General features: G+C 69.6%; 10 protein-coding genes. 6 read left to right on the top strand and 4 right to left on the bottom strand.

The genetic code is table 11. The annotated features are described in order from the left end of the window. Window positions 1-89: 89 nt before the first annotated feature. Window positions 90-1,730 carry a RecQ family ATP-dependent DNA helicase gene (locus tag ACTWM8_RS19805; RefSeq protein ID WP_377609127.1) on the top strand — a complete coding sequence of 547 codons (1,641 nt, stop codon included), beginning with the start codon at window positions 90-92 and terminating at the stop codon, window positions 1,728-1,730. Window positions 1,731-2,428: 698 nt separating this feature from the next. On the opposite strand, the gene ACTWM8_RS19800 is transcribed toward ACTWM8_RS19805, so the two are convergent. Continuing rightward, a complete protein-coding gene (locus tag ACTWM8_RS19800; RefSeq protein WP_446210354.1) occupies window positions 2,429-3,361 on the bottom strand; it encodes an IniB N-terminal domain-containing protein in 933 nt (310 codons plus the stop codon). Window positions 3,362-4,363: 1,002 nt separating this feature from the next. Between ACTWM8_RS19800 and ACTWM8_RS19795 the strand changes: the two genes are divergently transcribed. The 3 genes from ACTWM8_RS19795 (at window position 4,364) to ACTWM8_RS19785 (ending at window position 10,545) form a co-directional block, all read left to right on the top strand. After that, on the top strand, window positions 4,364-7,381 hold the full coding sequence (locus ACTWM8_RS19795; RefSeq protein WP_446210353.1) for a M36 family metallopeptidase: 3,018 nt from the start codon (window positions 4,364-4,366) through the stop codon (window positions 7,379-7,381). Window positions 7,382-7,767: 386 nt separating this feature from the next. Beyond that, a complete protein-coding gene (locus tag ACTWM8_RS19790; protein ID WP_446210352.1) occupies window positions 7,768-9,555 on the top strand; it encodes a CocE/NonD family hydrolase C-terminal non-catalytic domain-containing protein in 1,788 nt (595 codons plus the stop codon). 210 nt (window positions 9,556-9,765) lie between these two features. Then, window positions 9,766-10,545, top strand: a complete 780-nt coding sequence (locus ACTWM8_RS19785) for a transposase family protein (protein ID WP_446210351.1) — start codon at window positions 9,766-9,768, stop codon at window positions 10,543-10,545. Between the two features lie 469 nt (window positions 10,546-11,014). Here ACTWM8_RS19785 and ACTWM8_RS19780 read toward each other — a convergent pair whose 3' ends face one another. Beyond that, the gene (locus ACTWM8_RS19780) at window positions 11,015-12,298 is read right to left on the bottom strand and encodes a vWA domain-containing protein (protein WP_446210350.1); all 1,284 of its coding nucleotides are present in this window, start codon (window positions 12,296-12,298) and stop codon (window positions 11,015-11,017) included. Window positions 12,299-12,561: 263 nt separating this feature from the next. Here ACTWM8_RS19780 and ACTWM8_RS19775 point away from each other — a divergent pair, with 263 nt between their 5' ends. After that, window positions 12,562-14,055: an ADP-ribosylglycohydrolase family protein gene (locus ACTWM8_RS19775; protein ID WP_446210349.1), complete on the top strand. Its 1,494-nt coding sequence runs from the start codon at window positions 12,562-12,564 to the stop codon at window positions 14,053-14,055. 195 nt (window positions 14,056-14,250) lie between these two features. On the opposite strand, the gene ACTWM8_RS19770 is transcribed toward ACTWM8_RS19775, so the two are convergent. Further along, window positions 14,251-15,012 carry a hypothetical protein gene (locus tag ACTWM8_RS19770; RefSeq protein ID WP_446210348.1) on the bottom strand — a complete coding sequence of 254 codons (762 nt, stop codon included), beginning with the start codon at window positions 15,010-15,012 and terminating at the stop codon, window positions 14,251-14,253. A gap of 15 nt (window positions 15,013-15,027) precedes the next feature. Next, on the bottom strand, window positions 15,028-15,492 hold the full coding sequence (locus tag ACTWM8_RS19765) for a hypothetical protein (RefSeq protein WP_446210347.1): 465 nt from the start codon (window positions 15,490-15,492) through the stop codon (window positions 15,028-15,030). Window positions 15,493-15,596: 104 nt separating this feature from the next. Between ACTWM8_RS19765 and ACTWM8_RS19760 the strand changes: the two genes are divergently transcribed. Continuing rightward, complete coding sequence (locus ACTWM8_RS19760) at window positions 15,597-16,571, top strand: hypothetical protein (RefSeq protein ID WP_446210346.1); 975 nt, start codon at window positions 15,597-15,599, stop codon at window positions 16,569-16,571. Window positions 16,572-16,675 lie beyond the last annotated feature (104 nt).

The raw sequence follows: 16,675 nt of genomic DNA, 5'->3' as shown, positions 1-16,675 counted from the left end.
AGATCGTGTCGTCACACAATCTCGACCAACCTCCCTGGACAGCACACCTAGTCCAGGTCCGTGCATGTGGTTGGTTAGCATGCCCGGCGATGATGACTATCCTTCGCTCTCTGCGGCTACGCCGCGCCGCCCGTCGACACTTCGGCTGGCAGAAGCTGCGGGCTACGCAGCTGCGCGCGATGCGCGCCCTGCTGGCGGGCCGTGACGCGCTGGTGGTGCTGCCCACCGGGGGCGGGAAGTCTGCGGTGTACCAGGTTCCCGCCACACTGCTGCGCGGCCCCACGGTGGTGATCTCACCGCTGCTGGCACTCCAGCAGGACCAGATCGGCAACCTCAACGAGCGGGGTGATCCGGCGTTGCGGGCGGTTCGGATCAGCTCCGCGGAGAGCCCGAGCAAGCAGGCGGCGGCGCTGGCGGAGCTGCGGTCGGGTGCCGCGAGGTTCCTGTTCATCACGCCGGAGCAGCTCAGTTCGCCGCAGCGGCTGGCCGAGGTCCGCGCGCTGCGTCCGGCGTTGGTGGCGGTTGACGAGGCGCACTGCATCTCGTCGTGGGGCCACGACTTCCGCCCTGACTACCTGGCTCTCGGCCACCTCATTCGCGACCTGGGCCGCCCACCGGTCGTGGCGCTGACGGCCACGGCATCGCCGCCGGTGCGCGACGACATCACGGTGCGGCTCGGCATGCGCAAGCCGCGGCTGGTGCTGTCCGGATTGGACCGTCCGAACCTTCTGGTGGCAGCGATGCACTGCCCCAGTGAGGACTACCGCTGGCGCAGGTTGCTCACCCTGCTCAAGGAGGCCGACCGGCCCGGCATCGTCTACGTGCCGACCCGGCGGGCCGCCGAGGAACTCGCCGAACGGCTGTCCGACGCGGGTTTTCCCGCGCAGGCCTATCACGGCGGCATGGCGGCCGGACTGCGGCACCGCCGTCACGAGGACTTCCTCGCCGACCGGGTGCCGATCATGGTCGCGACGTCGGCGTTCGGTATGGGCATCGACAAGCCGAACCTCCGCTGGGTGGCACATGTGGCGCTGCCCGACTCGCCGGACAGCTATCTGCAGGAGATCGGCCGGGCAGGGCGCGACGGTGAACCGGCCCGGGCGTTGCTGCTCTATCGAGCCGAGGACGTTGCCCTGCAACGCTTCTTCCACGGCGGCGCGCCTGAACCGGACGAGCTGCGAACGGTCGCCGCCGCCCTGCACAACGGCCCGTTGACGCGCACCGCGCTGGCAAAGGCCACCGGCCTGGGCCAGCGCAAGGTCGCCAGTCACATCAGTCTCCTCGAGCAGGTCGGCGCGGTGGCGACGGGGCCCCGGGGCGAACTCACGGTCGCGCCGTATGCGCCCCTGCCCGATCAGGCGGCTCGGGAGGCGCTGGCCGAGTACGCCCGCTATCAGGCCGGGCAGCGTTCGCGCACCGACATGATGCGCCGCTTCGCCGAGAGCCGGGGCTGCCGGATGCAGTCGCTGCTGGGCTATTTCGGAGAGCAGTTGAGCCGTCCGTGCGGGCACTGCGACAACTGCCACGGCGGCACATCGGAGGTGCTTCCGGACGACGGGCCGTACCCACTGCACAGCACCGTGCGGCACGCCACCTGGGGGTCAGGCATGGTCCTCGGGTACGAAAAGGACCGCATGACCGTGCTCTTCGACGACGTCGGCTACAAGACCCTGTCCGTCGCGGTCGTGCAGGCGCAGGGCCTGCTGGCACTCGACGCGAATGGCCGCTAACCGTGCAGCACGATGCCACCGCAGGTCCACGCCCCGCCCCCAGGCCCCAGCCGCCTGCGGACTCGCCGACGCTAACCAACACAGTTCAGACCACAACGACACGCGGTGCCATCAGCGGTTCCGAAAACAGCGGAGCACCACCGGAGCGCCACGTCCCCAAGTTTAGGAAGATCCGTCCCGGGGTCTGAAACCGACCAAGGTCGTGCCGCATTTCCGCTCGTCACGGCCTTGATCGTGAAATGCGCCCGAAGGGACTCGAACCCCTAACCTTCTGATCCTTAAAACGACGCCGATCAACCGCCTGCAGCGCCAGTATCCCGCTGCTTCCCTTCCTTCCGGGCCGAAGGTGGGTCGCAGTCGCGCAACCTCTGCTCGGTGGGTCGGTCATCGAATTCTGGCACCGCGTTTCTGCAGTATTGCTTTTGCCTGAGTGGACGAGGGACGAACCAGGTCGCCACCGACTGGGCTGGCAGCGCAGGCTGGTTGCCCGGTCCATCAGCCGGCCGCGCGGATGTCGATGGGTTGAACCGTAGCCCAGGCTGCGGGGCCTACACCAGAGGGCCACTTATGTCCGTACCCCTAGCCTGTGGCCAGCCGGCCCGGCCGGAGACTCTCGACCCCAAGTAAACCAATACGGAGGCCGGGAACCGCGCAATGAGCGCCCTCCCCGCCTCCGCATTGAGCAGAGCGTCTTTAGTTCAGAGCAGGCCCCCTAGGAGCTCGCCGTCCGCGCTGGCGTACGCGTCGCTGTGTACACCGACGTCACCCGTGACGCTGTCGAGGCCGTGCACGGTGCCGCCGAGGTCGCCGGTCACGTCGCTGACCAGGCCGGTGGCGCCGTACGCCGTGCCCCCGACGTCGGCGGTTACGCCGTACGCCGTGCCGCCGAGGTCGCCGGTCACGTCGCTGACCAGGCCGGTGGCGCCGTACGCCGTGCCGCCGAGGTCGCCGGTCACGTCGCTGACCAGGCCGGTGGCGCCGTACGCCGTGCCGCCGAGGTCGCCGGTCACGTCGCTGACCAGGCCGGTGGCGCCGTACGCCGTGCCGCCGAGGTCGCCGGTCACGTCGCTGACCAGGCCGGTGGCGCCGTACGCCGTGCCGCCGAGGTCGCCGGTCACGCCGCTGACGCCGAGTCCGCCGGCGGTGCTGTCGAGGGTGCCGCCCAGGTGGCCGGTCACACCGGTGAGGTCGAGTCCGCCGAGGGTGCTGGTCGCGCTGCTGAGCCCAAGTCCGTCGACGGTGGTGGCCGCGCTGACGCCGAGGCTGTCTTCGGAAAGCAAGGAGGTGATGCCCTGTACAGGAACGTAGTCGGAGACGAGCGGAACGATGTCCTGCACGTCGGCCGGGGTCACGTCGTTGAGGCCGGCGTTGTCCAGCGCCCCTTGCGGGTCCGCCTCGTACGCCGCTCGGGCGTCGACGTTCGTGAGCAGGCCGAGTACGAAGTCCTGCAGGCTCTGCGGCGACACCATGTCAGCGGCTGCGCCCATCTCGGCGGTCGACCCCGCGCTGGCGGTGGAGTCCACGTTGATGGTCGCGCTCGTATCGGCGGTTGCCTCCGTGTTGCCGGTCCAGTCGGCAGCAGAGGTCGGGTTCCCGTCGGCGGTCGAATTTGTGCTGGCGCTTGCACTCATGTTGCCGGTCTCCTCGATAGGTGTTGTTAGGACGTGTCAGACAACATCGCCCGGACCCGGGATCGACCGTAGGGCGAAGCGGCGGTATCGGACATCGGGGTTGCACCCCAGCCTTATCCGGCCGGGTTAGGGCATGGGTGGCGGTTGGCGTTAGGGGATTAGGGGCTCTTGCGACGAAATGCCGAGGGGTAGCGCCTGGATTAGGGCCGACAGCGGCTCGGCTTCCCATGACACTGGCGCTCGCCTGTCTGACGGGCGGCCCCGGGGCGATCGACTGACAGACGATGACAGCCCGGAGGCCTTGCTACGAGGCCGTTGCGCCATGCCGGCTCATGGAAACCGCTTCGTGGCATCCGCTGGTAGCTCCGCCACTGGCCCGAGGCGGCACGCAGGGGTGAGCCTGTAAGCCCTGAGGGCTCGGCCCATCGGTCTGACCCGCCGTCCGCGCGGCCGATGCACCGGCTGTTCTTACCGAACGGCTGCTTGCTGCTCTACACCAGCCGCTGCTCCATCTGGTCCCAACGGGAGAGGGCTGCCGTCGCACGCGGCAGCCGTGCGTGGATCTCGGCGACGTCCGAGCGGCACTCCCTCACGGTGACCATGTCTCGGTACAGGAAGGCGACAGTCCGATGCCGTCGGTGACTCGTTTACCGGTACCTGTGGGCCGGTTCGCGCCGGTTGCCGCGGTCGACTCGACGCAAGAGGTGCCGCGTATGCCTGGGTCGTTGACGTGCTGGTGATCGGCGGCGGGCTGGCGTTTGGCCGATGGTTGTTGCGCTTCAGCCGTCGGCGTCGATGTCCATTGCGAGGGGCTACTACCTCCGGCACGACGCAGGCATGACTCAATCCCCAGAGGGAGCTTCCATGCGTATCCGTCCACCGCTGGCCGTCGGGGCGGCCTTCGCCCTGGTCCTGACACTTAGTCCATCGGTCGCTTCGGCCGTAGTCGATGTTGGGTCATCCGGTGTCGAGCGGCTCGATGTCCGCCGTACGTCGGACCCGGTGCGACCCACCGATGCCCAACTCGCCGCGGTAGACAAGTTGAGCGCCGTCGCGGGCGCCGGTACCCGGGTCAGCTGGGACCGGCGGTTCGGTACGCCTCGGACGATCCGCAAGGACGGAGGCTGGCTCACCGGCCCGCGCTCCGGGAATGCGATCGCGGTGGCTCGGTCCTTCATTGACGCCAACCGCGACGCGTTCGGCCTCACGGCGGTGGACGTCGCGTCGCTGACCGTCGTGCGGGACCACGAACTCGTCGGCACCGGCACGCACGTGGTGAACTTCGCGCAGACGTACGCCGGCTTGCCGGCGGTGCGCGGCGGGCGCCTCGGCGTGGCCGTGACCAGCGACGGGAAGGTCCTCTCCTACGCCGGCAACTCCGCCCGCGGCGGGGCTCTCAACGCAGCGCACAAGCTGTCCGCCGGCCAGGCAGTAGAGGGGGTGGCCGGCAAGCTCGCCTCTGGGGTGGCCTACACGGCGCAGCCGACCGGTGACCGCGCAGGGTTCCAGGTCTTCGCCAAGGGCCCCTTCGCCGGTGAGTCCTACGTGCAGAAGGCGGCGTTCCCCACCCGCGACGGCGCCCGACCCGCCTTCCGTGTCCTGTTCATCAAGGGCCTCGACGAGGCGTGGGACACGGTCGTGGACGCGGCGACCGGGGAGACGCTGTACCAGGCGTCCCTGGTGGCGCGCGACGCCGAAGGCACCGTCTACGAGAACTACCCGGGCGCGCCGGCCGGCGGGGCCCCGGTCATCAAGTCGTTCGGGCCGACCGCCCAGTCGCCGTCGGGATACGTCGACCCCACCGGCCTGGTGGGTATCGCCGGGCCGACGACCTTCGGCAACAACGCCAACACGTACGCGAACTACTCGAACTTCCTGGTCCCCGCCGACCAGGGGCCGCGCCCGGTGAGCCCCACCGCCCAGTTCAACTACGCCTACGCCGCCAACTGGGCGCGCAGCAACGGGCAGACGCTGCCGCCGAGCTACGTCCAGGACCTCGACTCGGCGGCGACGAACTTGTTCTGGCACCACAACCGCATCCACGATGAGTTCCGGGCGCTGGGCTTCACCGAGTCCGGTGGCAACTTCCAGGCCAACAACGGCGCCAGCGGCGGTCAGGGCGGTGATCCGGTCCTCGGGCTGGTGCATGCCGGCGCGGCCAGTGGCGGCGCACCCACCTACACCGGCCGGGACAACGCCTACATGCTCACCCTGCCCGACGGCATCCCGGCGTGGAGTGGCATGTTCCTGTGGGAGCCGATCAACGACACGTTTGAGGGGCCGTACTCGGACGGCAACTTCGACGCGTCCGTCATCCAGCACGAGTACGCGCACGGGCTGTCCAACCGGTACGTCAGCGGTGAGGACAACGCCCTCAACACCCACCAGTCCGGCTCCATGGGCGAGGGCTGGGGCGACTGGTACGCGCTGAACTACCTCTACGGCAAGAAACTCGCCACCACGGCAGTGGTCGGCCAGCACGCCACCGGCAACACCACACGCGGCATCCGCAACTGGAGCTACGACCAGAACCCCACCGGCTACGGCGACATCGGATACGACCTCGGCGGCGCCGAGGTCCACTCCGACGGCGAGATCTGGACGGCCACCCTGTGGGACCTGCGCAAGGCCCTCGTCGCCCGCTACGGCGAGGCGGCCGGTGGTGAGATGGCCGCGCGGCTGGTCACCGACGCGATGCCGCTGTCCCCGGCGGACCCGTCGTTCATCGACATGCGCGACGCGATCCGCGCCGCCCTGGACAACCGCTACCACAGCAGGTCCGACTACGCCGCGCTCGTAGACGCGGTCTACGGTGCCTTCGCCAAGCGGGGTCTGGGCCTGCACGCCGCCACCGACGGCGGCGACGACACCGACCCCACCCCGTCGTACGAGCACGTGAACCCGGCCCGTAACGGCACCCTGAGCGGCACCGTCGTCAACGCCGCCACCGGCAAGCCGGTCCCCGGCGCCCGGATCATCCTCGGCGCGTTCGAAGCGCGGGTCACTCCGCTGCGGACGTCGTCCACCGACGGCGGTTTCTCCGCGCCGGTGTCCGCCGGCACCTACCCGGTGACCATCGCGGCCGAGGGTTTCGGCGCCCACACCTTCCCGAGCGTGAAGGTCACCGCCGGTCAGACCTCGGCGTTGCGGTTCGCGCTGGCACCCAACCTGGCCTCCGCCGCCAACGGCGCCACCATCGTCTCGGCCACCACGACCGGCGCCGCACGGCTGATCGACGACACCGAGGCCAGCAGCTGGAAGGCTGCCCGGGGCGCCGGCAACGCCGTGATCAAACTGGCCGCGCCGGCGCAGATCTCGTCGATCCAGGTCAGCGCCTTCACCACCTCCCGATTCGAGGGGCTGCGCGGATTCACCCTGCAGACCTCCACCGACGGAACGAACTGGCAGACCGCCCTGACCCGGGCCGACGCGTTCGGCTACCAGGCGCCGCGCCCCACCGCGCCCGACCTGCACTACAAGCAGTTCACCCTGTCGAAGCCGGTGCAGGCCCAGTACGTGCGGTTCTGGGCCGACAGCGCGCTCGGCGAGACCAAGACGGACGTGCAGAGCGCCGAACTGCAGGTCTTCTCGAAGACCGTCACCGGGGTCGAGCCGCTGCCGCCGTCCCCGCCGGACGCGCCGGTGACCGACACCGGGATGATCGTCACGGGCAACCCGTCCACCGGCACGGCCGACGACGCCACCGGCGTGACCGCCACGGCGTTCAAGACGGCGTGTGCGGTGCCGCCGGCGCCGGCGCAGGGCGCGGACGGCTGGGTCGCCAAGCTGCCGGACAGCTTCGGCGATGGGGCCCACGAGGCGCGCGTGCACAGCGACACCGCCACCGCGTACGACTTCGACCTGTACTTCTACGACGAGTCATGCACCCTGCTCGGCTCGGCGGCGTCCTCGGCCGCCGACGAGTCCGGCACGATCCCGAGCGGAACCCGGTACGTACTCACCCAGCTGTGGCTGGGCGCCGCGGTCCCGTTCACCCTCACCGCAACCGACACCAAATGAACTGACCACACCTCCGTCAGACCCCCGGGTACGGGATGGTGGCCGCCGGACAGCCGGCCGCCATCCCTCGGGCGGTCAGCGACAGAGGGCTCAGGCGAGGTTGCGCGCCGTTCCGCGCTGCCGCTTCACGAAGGGGGCTGGATGCTGTGACACCAACGCGTACGAGGTGGGTCGGGTCCGCACACGCCGGCGCCCTCGTCTTGCTGGCGGTGCTGTCCGGGGCGATGCCCCCGACGGCGGCTGCATCGAGTGCCGCGGGAAGCGGATCACCGAACGCGGAGGCGCTGAGAGCAAACTGTGCCGCGTACCCGGGTGGAGCGACGACCTGCTCGGCGCAGGTTCCCAGCTTCGATGGCACGCCGCTCGACGTGGATGTCACGTGGCCCATGTCCGGCACCGGCGACACCCATCCGTTGATCGTGCTGCTGCACGGCTTCGGCAACGACAAGCACGAGTGGGAGTCCACCTCGGATGTCGCCGACGGGGCGGACAAGTACCACTGGAACAACCACTGGTTTGCCGCGCACGGCTACTACGTGCTCACCTACACCGCCCGCGGCTTCCGCGACAACGGCCCGAGGGCCAGCTACCAGCCGTCAACGCCGGCCGGGGCCGCGCCGACGTGCCTGCCGCCCGGCGGGTCGGCCTGTCCGCCCGCGGGCACCATCCGGGTGAAGAACAAGGACGTCGAGATCCGCGACACCCAGTGGCTGGCCGCCCTGACCGCTCTTGCCTACCCGGACATCAACCGGAACCAGGTCGCGGTCAGCGGCGGCTCCTACGGCGGCGGAGAGAGCTGGCTGCAGGCCGCCGCACAGGCCGGCAGCGAGTACTGGAGCGACCTGCCCGGCCTGCCACGCATGCGTCTGCAGGTTGCCGTGCCCAAGTATCCGTGGACCGATCTGGCCTACGCGCTGATGCCCAACGGCCACCCCGGCGGACCTTCCCTAGCGCCGGCCGGCGAGCCGTACCAGGGCAACGACCTGTATTCGTCCTCGCAGGGGGCACCCGACACCCTCGGCATCGGCAACCCGATCGGCGTCGCCAAGACCAGCTACGTCGGTGGGCTCTACAGCCTCGGCACCACCAACGGCGTCTTCGACGAGGGTTCCCCGAGCCCACAGAGCAACGGACCCGAACCGTTCACCGCGTGGCTCGCCAGGGTCGACGCAGGGGAGCCCTACACCGCGCCGGGCCGCGTCGACGACCCGATGATGGGCCAGCTCAGAACGGCATTCAGCGGCTGGCACTCCGCGTACTACCAGCCCGGCTGGCGCATCGGCCGCGACACAGGCCGCATGCCGGCGATCTTCTCCGTCTCCGGCTGGACCGATGACCTCTTTCCACCGGTGGAGTCATTCCGCATGTTCACCTACCTCAAGAGCCTCGACCGCGACTGGCCGGTCGCCGTCGCTGTGGGCGACGTGGGGCACCCTCGGGCGCAGAACCCGCCGGGCGCGTGGCAGGCGATCAACGAACAGGCGTGGAGGTTCCTGCAGGCGAACATCGCCGGCAGTCGACCCGCGCGTACCTCGGTGACCAGCTACCCCACCCGCTGCGCGGGTGCTACGACCGCCGCGGACGCGATCACCGCGCCCAACCCGGTCGGCCTCGCCAACGGCAAGCTCACCGTCGACTACAAAGGCTCCGTTTCCCTGGCGCCCACCTCCGGCGCCACCGACCCGGACGCAGCCGCAACCGACGCCGTCGCCGGCGGCAACACCACCCCCACCGGTGCGGGCTGCCGCACGTCCACCCGACTGATCGCCTCGCCAGCCGATGGCTACACCGCAGTCTCACCACCGCTGCCGACGGAACAAACCCTCGTCGGGATTGGCCACGTTCAGGCCCGGTACGCCGCCACGCCGCGCGCCACAGCAGTGCTGGCCGCACGGGTGTGGGACGTGCCGCCCGGCGGCGCCGCGGTGCTGGTCAGCCGAGGCGTATTTCGGTTCGACTTCACCGGCTACGACGCACGCAGCGGCATAGTCAAGGTGCCGTTGTACGGCAACCACTGGACGTTCCCCACCGGTCACCGAATCCGACTGGACCTGGCACAGGTCGACCAGCCGACCTACCGGCCACCGAACACGGCGGTCGCCGCGACGCTCGACCTGTCAGCCACCCGCCTCGAGTTGCCGGTCTGGCAGGACTCCAACACCTCCCTTCGGTGAGCGAGGCCGGCCGCCCAAGATCAACAGGGCGGCGTCAGCCTTCGGGCGGCAGGGGCCGGAACCACCCTCCGGGGGGGGGGTGTCCTGCCCCTGCCGCGGGATGCTTGGATCACGCATCCGTCATATATGAGCTGATACAAGGAGCATTGTTAAGGGACGTCTCGTAACCCCGGTGTCTGTCTTTTGAGGACGATCGGTCAGGATGCCTGGGTGCAGGTGATCACCGCAGCCCACCCTGAGTGGATCTTTCCGTTCACCGGGCTGCAGCCCGCCCAGTTCCGCAAGCTGGTCCGCCTGGTCGCCGAACGCGGCGGGAACGCCATCGCTGACGGCCGGCCGGGCCGGCAGTGGGCTCTGGACCTGCCTGATCGGGTGCTGCTGGTGGCCGCGTACTGGCGCACGAACTTGACGATGCGCCAGATCGGCCCGCTGTTCGGGGTGTCGCACTCGGCTGCGCACCGGGTCATCGACACCCTCGGACCGCTGCTGGCCCTGGCGCCGGTGCGCCGGCGGCCGGTCGACCAGATCGCCATCGTCGACGGCACCCTGATTCCCACCCGCGATCACCGCCTGGCCGCCCGGAGCAAGAACTACCGGTACTCGACGAACCTGCAGGTCGCCATCGACGCCAGCACCCGCTTGGTCATCGCCGTCGGCGACCCGCAGCCCGGCAACCGCAACGACACGATCGTCTACCGCACGTCAGGGATCGAGGAGAAGTTGAACGGGCGGCCGGTGATGGCCGACGGCGGCTACCGCGGTAACCCCAAGGTGATCATGCCGTACCGCAAGCCCACCGACGGCAGCGACCTTCCGGACTGGAAGGAAGCCCTCAACGTCCACCACCGAACCGTTCGAGCAGGGGTCGAACACGCCCTGGCCAGGATGAAGTGCTTCAAGATCCTGCGCGACTACCGCCGCGCCGCCCACACATTGGCCGACGCCGCTTGCGGCATCGCCAACCTCCACAACATCATCCTCGCTGGCTGACCGCCGATCTGGCCCCGGGGAACGCCTTCACCCAGTTACGAGACGTCCCTTAAGGTCGGCCTTTCGTACGGCCCAGCGGACCTAGAGTTGAGTGTGTCGTTCATCGCAGGTTGTGACCTCGTCGCCGGCTGGCGCAGGTCCGGTCTGGGTAGGTGCCAGGAGGCCCGGTAGCAGGCTGGCGGGGCCTGGTATGGAAGGGGTCTGCCCCCGTTTGGCTAGTAACGGGACCTGCTGCGCGTTGCCGGCACCTCACCGGCGCAGCCCGCCACGCCGTGGCCGACGCGGGCGCGCGGGCTGGCGCAGCGACGACATCGTGGACATCACGGCCGTCGGTTGATAGCCGCAGTGCGCGGCCTGCGCACCCAGATCCACGCGCCCTCGAACGATCGTGAACACCGATTCTCGCTGGCATCGACATTGGTTGCCTTCGGTGCTGACTTCAACGCCGATGCGCGCGGCTGGTCTGCGGTCAGTTCGGCCCGCTTGACGGCGGGCGGGTTCGGCCGCGTTTGGCCGACTTGTAGGCGGCGTCCATGGAGGAGTATTTCGCTGCTCGGGCGATCATTCCGCTCTCGGTCTGGTCGGAGAGGTAGGCCAGGGCGGTTGCCTCTTCGGCCAGGTCGTCATGCAGGTGGGCCGGCGCTACTGGTAGGGCGTCGGAGAGGGCGTCCTGCGCGTGACGGATCTCGGCGAGCGCTGCGTCGGGGGCACCGGCGCTGAGGTGGCCGGAGGCGCGACGCTTGGCGTTCTGTACCTGCAGGTAGACCAGTTCGGTGCGTACGGTCGGGTCAGGTACCCGTCCGGCGGCCTGGTCACCGGGGACGACGTTGACGTGCAGGGGCACGGTGATGGTGTGCTGGGCCAGGGTGGGCAGCGCGACCCAGGTGAACTGGCAAGTGGCGACCTGGGCCAGGCCGAGGGTGGCGATGGCGGGGATGTCGAAGGTGATCAGCAGTTTGCGGGTCTCGTCGGCGTAGAAGTTGCCGAGTTCGGCGAGTAGCCCGTCACCGGTGGTGGTCGCGGGCATGTCGTTGATGATGTGGACCGCGCGTACGTGCGGTGAGGGCTGGATCAGCAGCGACGCTGCTTGGACGGTCTGGGACAGCAGGCCGTCGACCTCGCCGGCAATGAGCGCGCCCGCGGTGTCGGCTTCTTCGGCGAAGTGTTCGTTGCCGGCCCCGCCGCGGGCGATCGCCGACATGAGCCGTTCGTCGTAGCCGAGGCCGTAGCCCAGCGTTGAGGTGGTGATGTTGTCGGCGTGGGCCTTGGCGGCGATGCCGCCCAACGTGTCGGGGTCGGTGACGCCGGCGTTGGCGTGCCCGTCGGAGATGAGCAGCACGTTGGCTCCGGCCGGCCCGGCGATGCGGGCGGCTTCCTGCAGGCCGCGCAGGTAGCCGGCGGACAGGTCGGTGCTGCCACGCGCGTCGAGCTTGGCGATCGCGCGCTTAACCGCCTGCTTGTCCGTGAGGGGGCCGGCTGCGGCCGCTACCTCGACTCGGTCGTCGAAGGCGACCAGCCCGAAGTTGTCGCCGGGATCCAGTTTGTCGATCAGGCCGAGCAGTGCGGCTTTCGCGCCGTCGAGGCGGCCACCATGCATCGAGCCGCTGCGGTCGAGCACCACCTGCAGTGTGGATGCCGGGCGAGCCGCGTCGCGGGTCGACGCCGTGGGTGCGGTCAGTTCGACGAGCACGGACAGTTGGTCGTCGGTCTCGAGTGCCAGCACGTCGACATCCAGATGTGCGGAGATGTGCATGTTGTCTCCTTGGTGGCACGGCAGGGGTACGCGAGCAGGGCTTGCCTTGCGGGACGGTAGTGAATCATCGCGGTGCGACATTCCGGCGGCCGCTGCTAGCCACCGCTTCGCGTGGCGAACGATCGGCGGCGTGAGCGTGATAACCGCGCAGTGCCGATCCGGCGGGCGGCAAACCCGGCCCGGGTGAGGATGCTTCAGCCGCGCTGTCGCCGTATGGTCGTCGGGCTGGCCCGGGCCGATGAGGGCGTGGGGAGTTGGCGACGGTGGGGGAGTTGATGGCGGCGACTGTGCCGTTGAACGCGATCCAGAGCGACCGGGCTGCCGGTGTGCTCCTCGGGGCGGCGTGCGGTGACGCGTTGGGCGTGCCGTACGAGTTTCAACCGCCGCTTGCGGTTGGCGAGCAGCCCGAGATGCGCGGTGGTGGGCTCGGTCCGTACGCGCCGGGTGAGTACAGCGATGACACCCAGATGGCGATGTGCATCGCGGAGGTGTCGGCCACCGGGGCGGACCTGCGCAGCGGCGACGCCCTCGACCGCATCGCCGGCAACTTCCTTCGGTGGAAACGGGAGGGCGCCACCGATATCGGGGCCCAGACCCGGCAGGTCCTCGACGCGGTCTCCCGGCTGAGCGGATCGGGCGTCGCCGCGGCGATGAGAGACGCAGCTGCGGAGGTGCACCGGAGAACCGGCCGCAGTGCGGGTAACGGGTCCCTGATGCGCACCGCGCCGGTTGCGCTGGCGTTTCTCGGCCAGCCCGAGGCGCTCGCCGAGGCCGCCCGGGCAGTCAGTGAGTTGACCCATCACGACCCGCTGACCGCGGACGCGTGTGTGCTGTGGTGCGCCGGGATCCGCCGGGCGGTTCTCGACGGGACCTTCGACGGGGTACGCGAGGGTCTGGACCTGCTGCCCGCAGAACGCCGTGACCGATGGTCGAGCTGGTTGGCCGAGGCGGAGTCCAAGCCGCCGGAGCAGTTCCGTCCCAACGGGTTCGTCGTCGCCGCGCTGCAGGCCGCCTGGTCGGCGATCACCCACACCGACGTTCCGGACCACAATCCCGCCCGCGGCAGTTTCGCCTGTCAGCATCTCGAACGTGCACTGGCGGCGGCGGTACGCGTCGGCGACGACACCGACACTGTCGCGGCGATCGCCGGGGCCCTGCTGGGCGCCCGGTGGGGCTCCTCCGCGGTGCCACTGGCCTGGCAGCGGGTCGTTCACGGCTGGCCGAACAAGCGTGCGGCGGACCTGATCAGCCTGGCCGTGCTGACGGCCCAAGGCGGCCAGGCCGGCCAGGGCGGTTGGCCGGGCTGCGCCCGCGCGCCGCGACCTGCGGTTGCGCCGTTGATGCTGGCGCATCCGCGCGACCCCGGGGTGATCCTCGGCAACCTCCACACCGACCCGGCCGCGGCGCGCGCCAGCGCGGTGGTCTCCCTGTGCCGTGTCGGCTGTGACGACTTTGACGATGTGGCGGTCGGCAACCGGGGGTCGGCGTGGCTGGTCGACCAGCCCGGCGCCAATGCGCAGCCGCACTTCGTGGTCGATCAGGCCGCCCGGATGGTCCTCGAGTTGCGCAAGGAGGGCCATGTCGTGCTGCTGCACTGCGCCGCCGGTCAGAGCCGCACGCCGGCGGTTGCCGCCCGCTACACGACCTTGACCACCGGCATACCGGCGCGCTCCGCGCTGGCCGAGCTGCGCGGGCTGCTCCGCGCGCACGGATGGACAGTCAACCCGGAACTGCGGCAGGTCGTCGAACAGCTGTGACGGGTCACGCCGCGGCTGCTGCAGGCCGCACGGGAACAGGCGAGAACCTGGCTGCAGGCGAGGCCGGAACACGGCCCCGCCCATGATCGGAGCGGCCCGCACAACCGGCCGGAACAATCCTGGTGCGGCTGACCCGGGCCGTCTGCCATGGGGACCAGGATCCGGGGGGAGCGGGATGGGAGCAGACGGGTGCACTCAACGGCAGTCAACTGCGCCCAACGGCACGTTGTCCAGCGCCCGCGTGACGGCGCACGCATTGACCGACGCGCCGCAGTCGAGGAGGTTCCGGGCAAGTTCCAGGTCGACGGCGTGCGCGCCGACTTGCAGAGAGTTCTCGACCGGAACGCGTTGTTCGAGGAGCCACCGGACGACTGCGGAGGCCCGATGGGGCAGGGCCAGGTCGATCGGGGCCAACCCGTTGCGGACCTCCTCCGCCGGATCACATCTCAGCGCCACCAGCCGCGCGAGCAGCGCCACGTCGTCGTCGGCCGCCGCCCGGTCCAAGGCGAGACACCGGAGCCTGCGCTGCCTGACGAGCGTGGCCTGGTCCAGGGCGCTGCGCCAGTCGAGCACGGTCGCCTGTACGAGCCCGCGTCGCTTCGCCGTAGCGGACCGGGCGTGCGGGTCGCCGCTGTCTCCTAGCTCGTCGACGGCGCCGCGCACCTCTGCGCCCGTGCCGTCCTGCGCCTCCCAGGGGTCCTGCTCCAGCATCAGTTGGCCGAACAACGCACGCAGGTCGTCGGCGAGCCGCCCGGCCCGGTCGCCCGCACGCAGCTCCCAACCGGCTGGCAACCGCTGCCGCCAGCACACGACGGCGCCGTGGTCCGGGCCAAGGGCTACAGCTCCAAGGCCTTCCGCCCTGAGCTGCGTCGCCGCGGCATCGGGCACATGCCTCTGCGACGCCTTCATCGGCGACGACATCAACGCCGCGAACCAGGCGCTGCTCCAGCTGCTCACCGTGGCCAGGAACCGCTAGATCGACGGCGTGGTGGTCAAGGTCGACCCGGCCTCCATCCAGGGGCGGCTGGGCTCCGGGCGAACAGGCGATCTGGAGACCGACGTCAACCAGCTGTTCCGTTCGGCGCAGTTGAAGACGTTCAGCCTCTGTTGCCGCGGGACGGCAACACCAATCGATACCGTGGCCAGACGGCCCCGCCGCGTGATGATCTTGGCACGGCCTCCGGTCGAATCGATGACAACTATCAGCCAATTGACGGCGGTGTCTCCGGCGAGAAGGCTGGGAGCGGGGGCGGCGATCCGGAGCAGGCGACACTCGCCACGCCGGCAGGGAAAGCGTTCGGCCGGCGTCGACAACGTTAGGAAGTCCTGCCATGGACGACCCGCGACCTCCCACAACAACAACCCGGAGATCTTGCCGGTCTGCGCGGCGTCCGTGGTGGCTGGCCATCGGCGGTTGGGCCGCAGCGGTGCTGACAATCACCAGCTGTGGGCAGCCGGTGCGGCAGGCTCCGCCGGCAGGAACTTCGACTGGGGTTGTCAAGCAGACGCTTGGAGTGATTCGCGGACGCTACACCATGATCATGAGGCAGGACGGACAGGAGTTCCGTCAGGAGTACGAGGTGATCGCCGACGGCGATCGGCGTACCCGCATTAACTACTTTGGGGAACCGGAGACGGATTGGGAGAAGAGGACGGACGGCAGCTGGATGGTGTGGGACGGCCAGGTCCTGCTCGACTACAACCCGAATGGCGAGCCGGCGTACACCCGGGTCGACGACCCGGACGCCGGCCAGCGGCCGGTCTACGTCCTTCGGGAGGGCTCGCAGCATTTCCGGCGGGCGTGCCCGGAGGCCCGCCGCTTGGGGACGCACACCTTACTCGGGCGTACCGCGGTCCGCCATGCCTGCGCCGCCTCGACTGACGAGGGCGGGATGCCCGAGCCGCACGAGATGTCGTTGGATCAGGCGACAGGGCTGCTACTCAAGGACGATGGAGCGGCGCTGTCCATCGTGGCTGGGCACGTCGACTTCGTTCACACTGTGGACGCTGGCACGTTCTCCACTGAGCTACCCGTCGGCGTGCACGACGCGTCCGATGTGAGGATCGAGGACTTCCGCCTGCCGCGGGTGGGCGGCGGCGAGCTCGCATTGGCTAACTATCCGCCGCCGTTGGTGATCGTCGTCGGAGACGCGGCGGGCATCCGAAAGATGGTGGCTCGGCTCCTACCATTGACGCAGGGCGGCGTCCGACCGCGGGTGATCGGCATGCTCGTCGCAGTACCGCCCGCAGATTGGAAGGGCAGCCTGCTCAACCCGGCCGACGCCGCGTCCTTGGCCGAGGAGGCGTCGAAGGCGGCAGGCCCGTTCCCCGTGCCGGTTGGCGTGGACATCAAGGGTGCGGCCGGATACCAGATCAGCCAGGCAACCGGTATCGAAGCCGGGCAGACCAAGCCAACCGCGGTTGGTTTCGTCGCCTCCGACGGAACGGTGGCGAACGCTAGCACGGATGCTGCAACGGACGACGAGCTGCGCGAATTGATCGACACACTGCAATGACTGTCTGTTCTCCTCGATGAGCATAATTCGGCGGTTGCGCCGGAATCGGAAGTCGCGCGTTGGTGAGCCGGCGACGGCGAACCCCTACCGGTCAATCGTCCACG

Source organism: Micromonospora sp. IBSANI012 (assembly GCF_052814045.1).
This window is presented reverse-complemented; position numbering and strand designations above follow the sequence as displayed.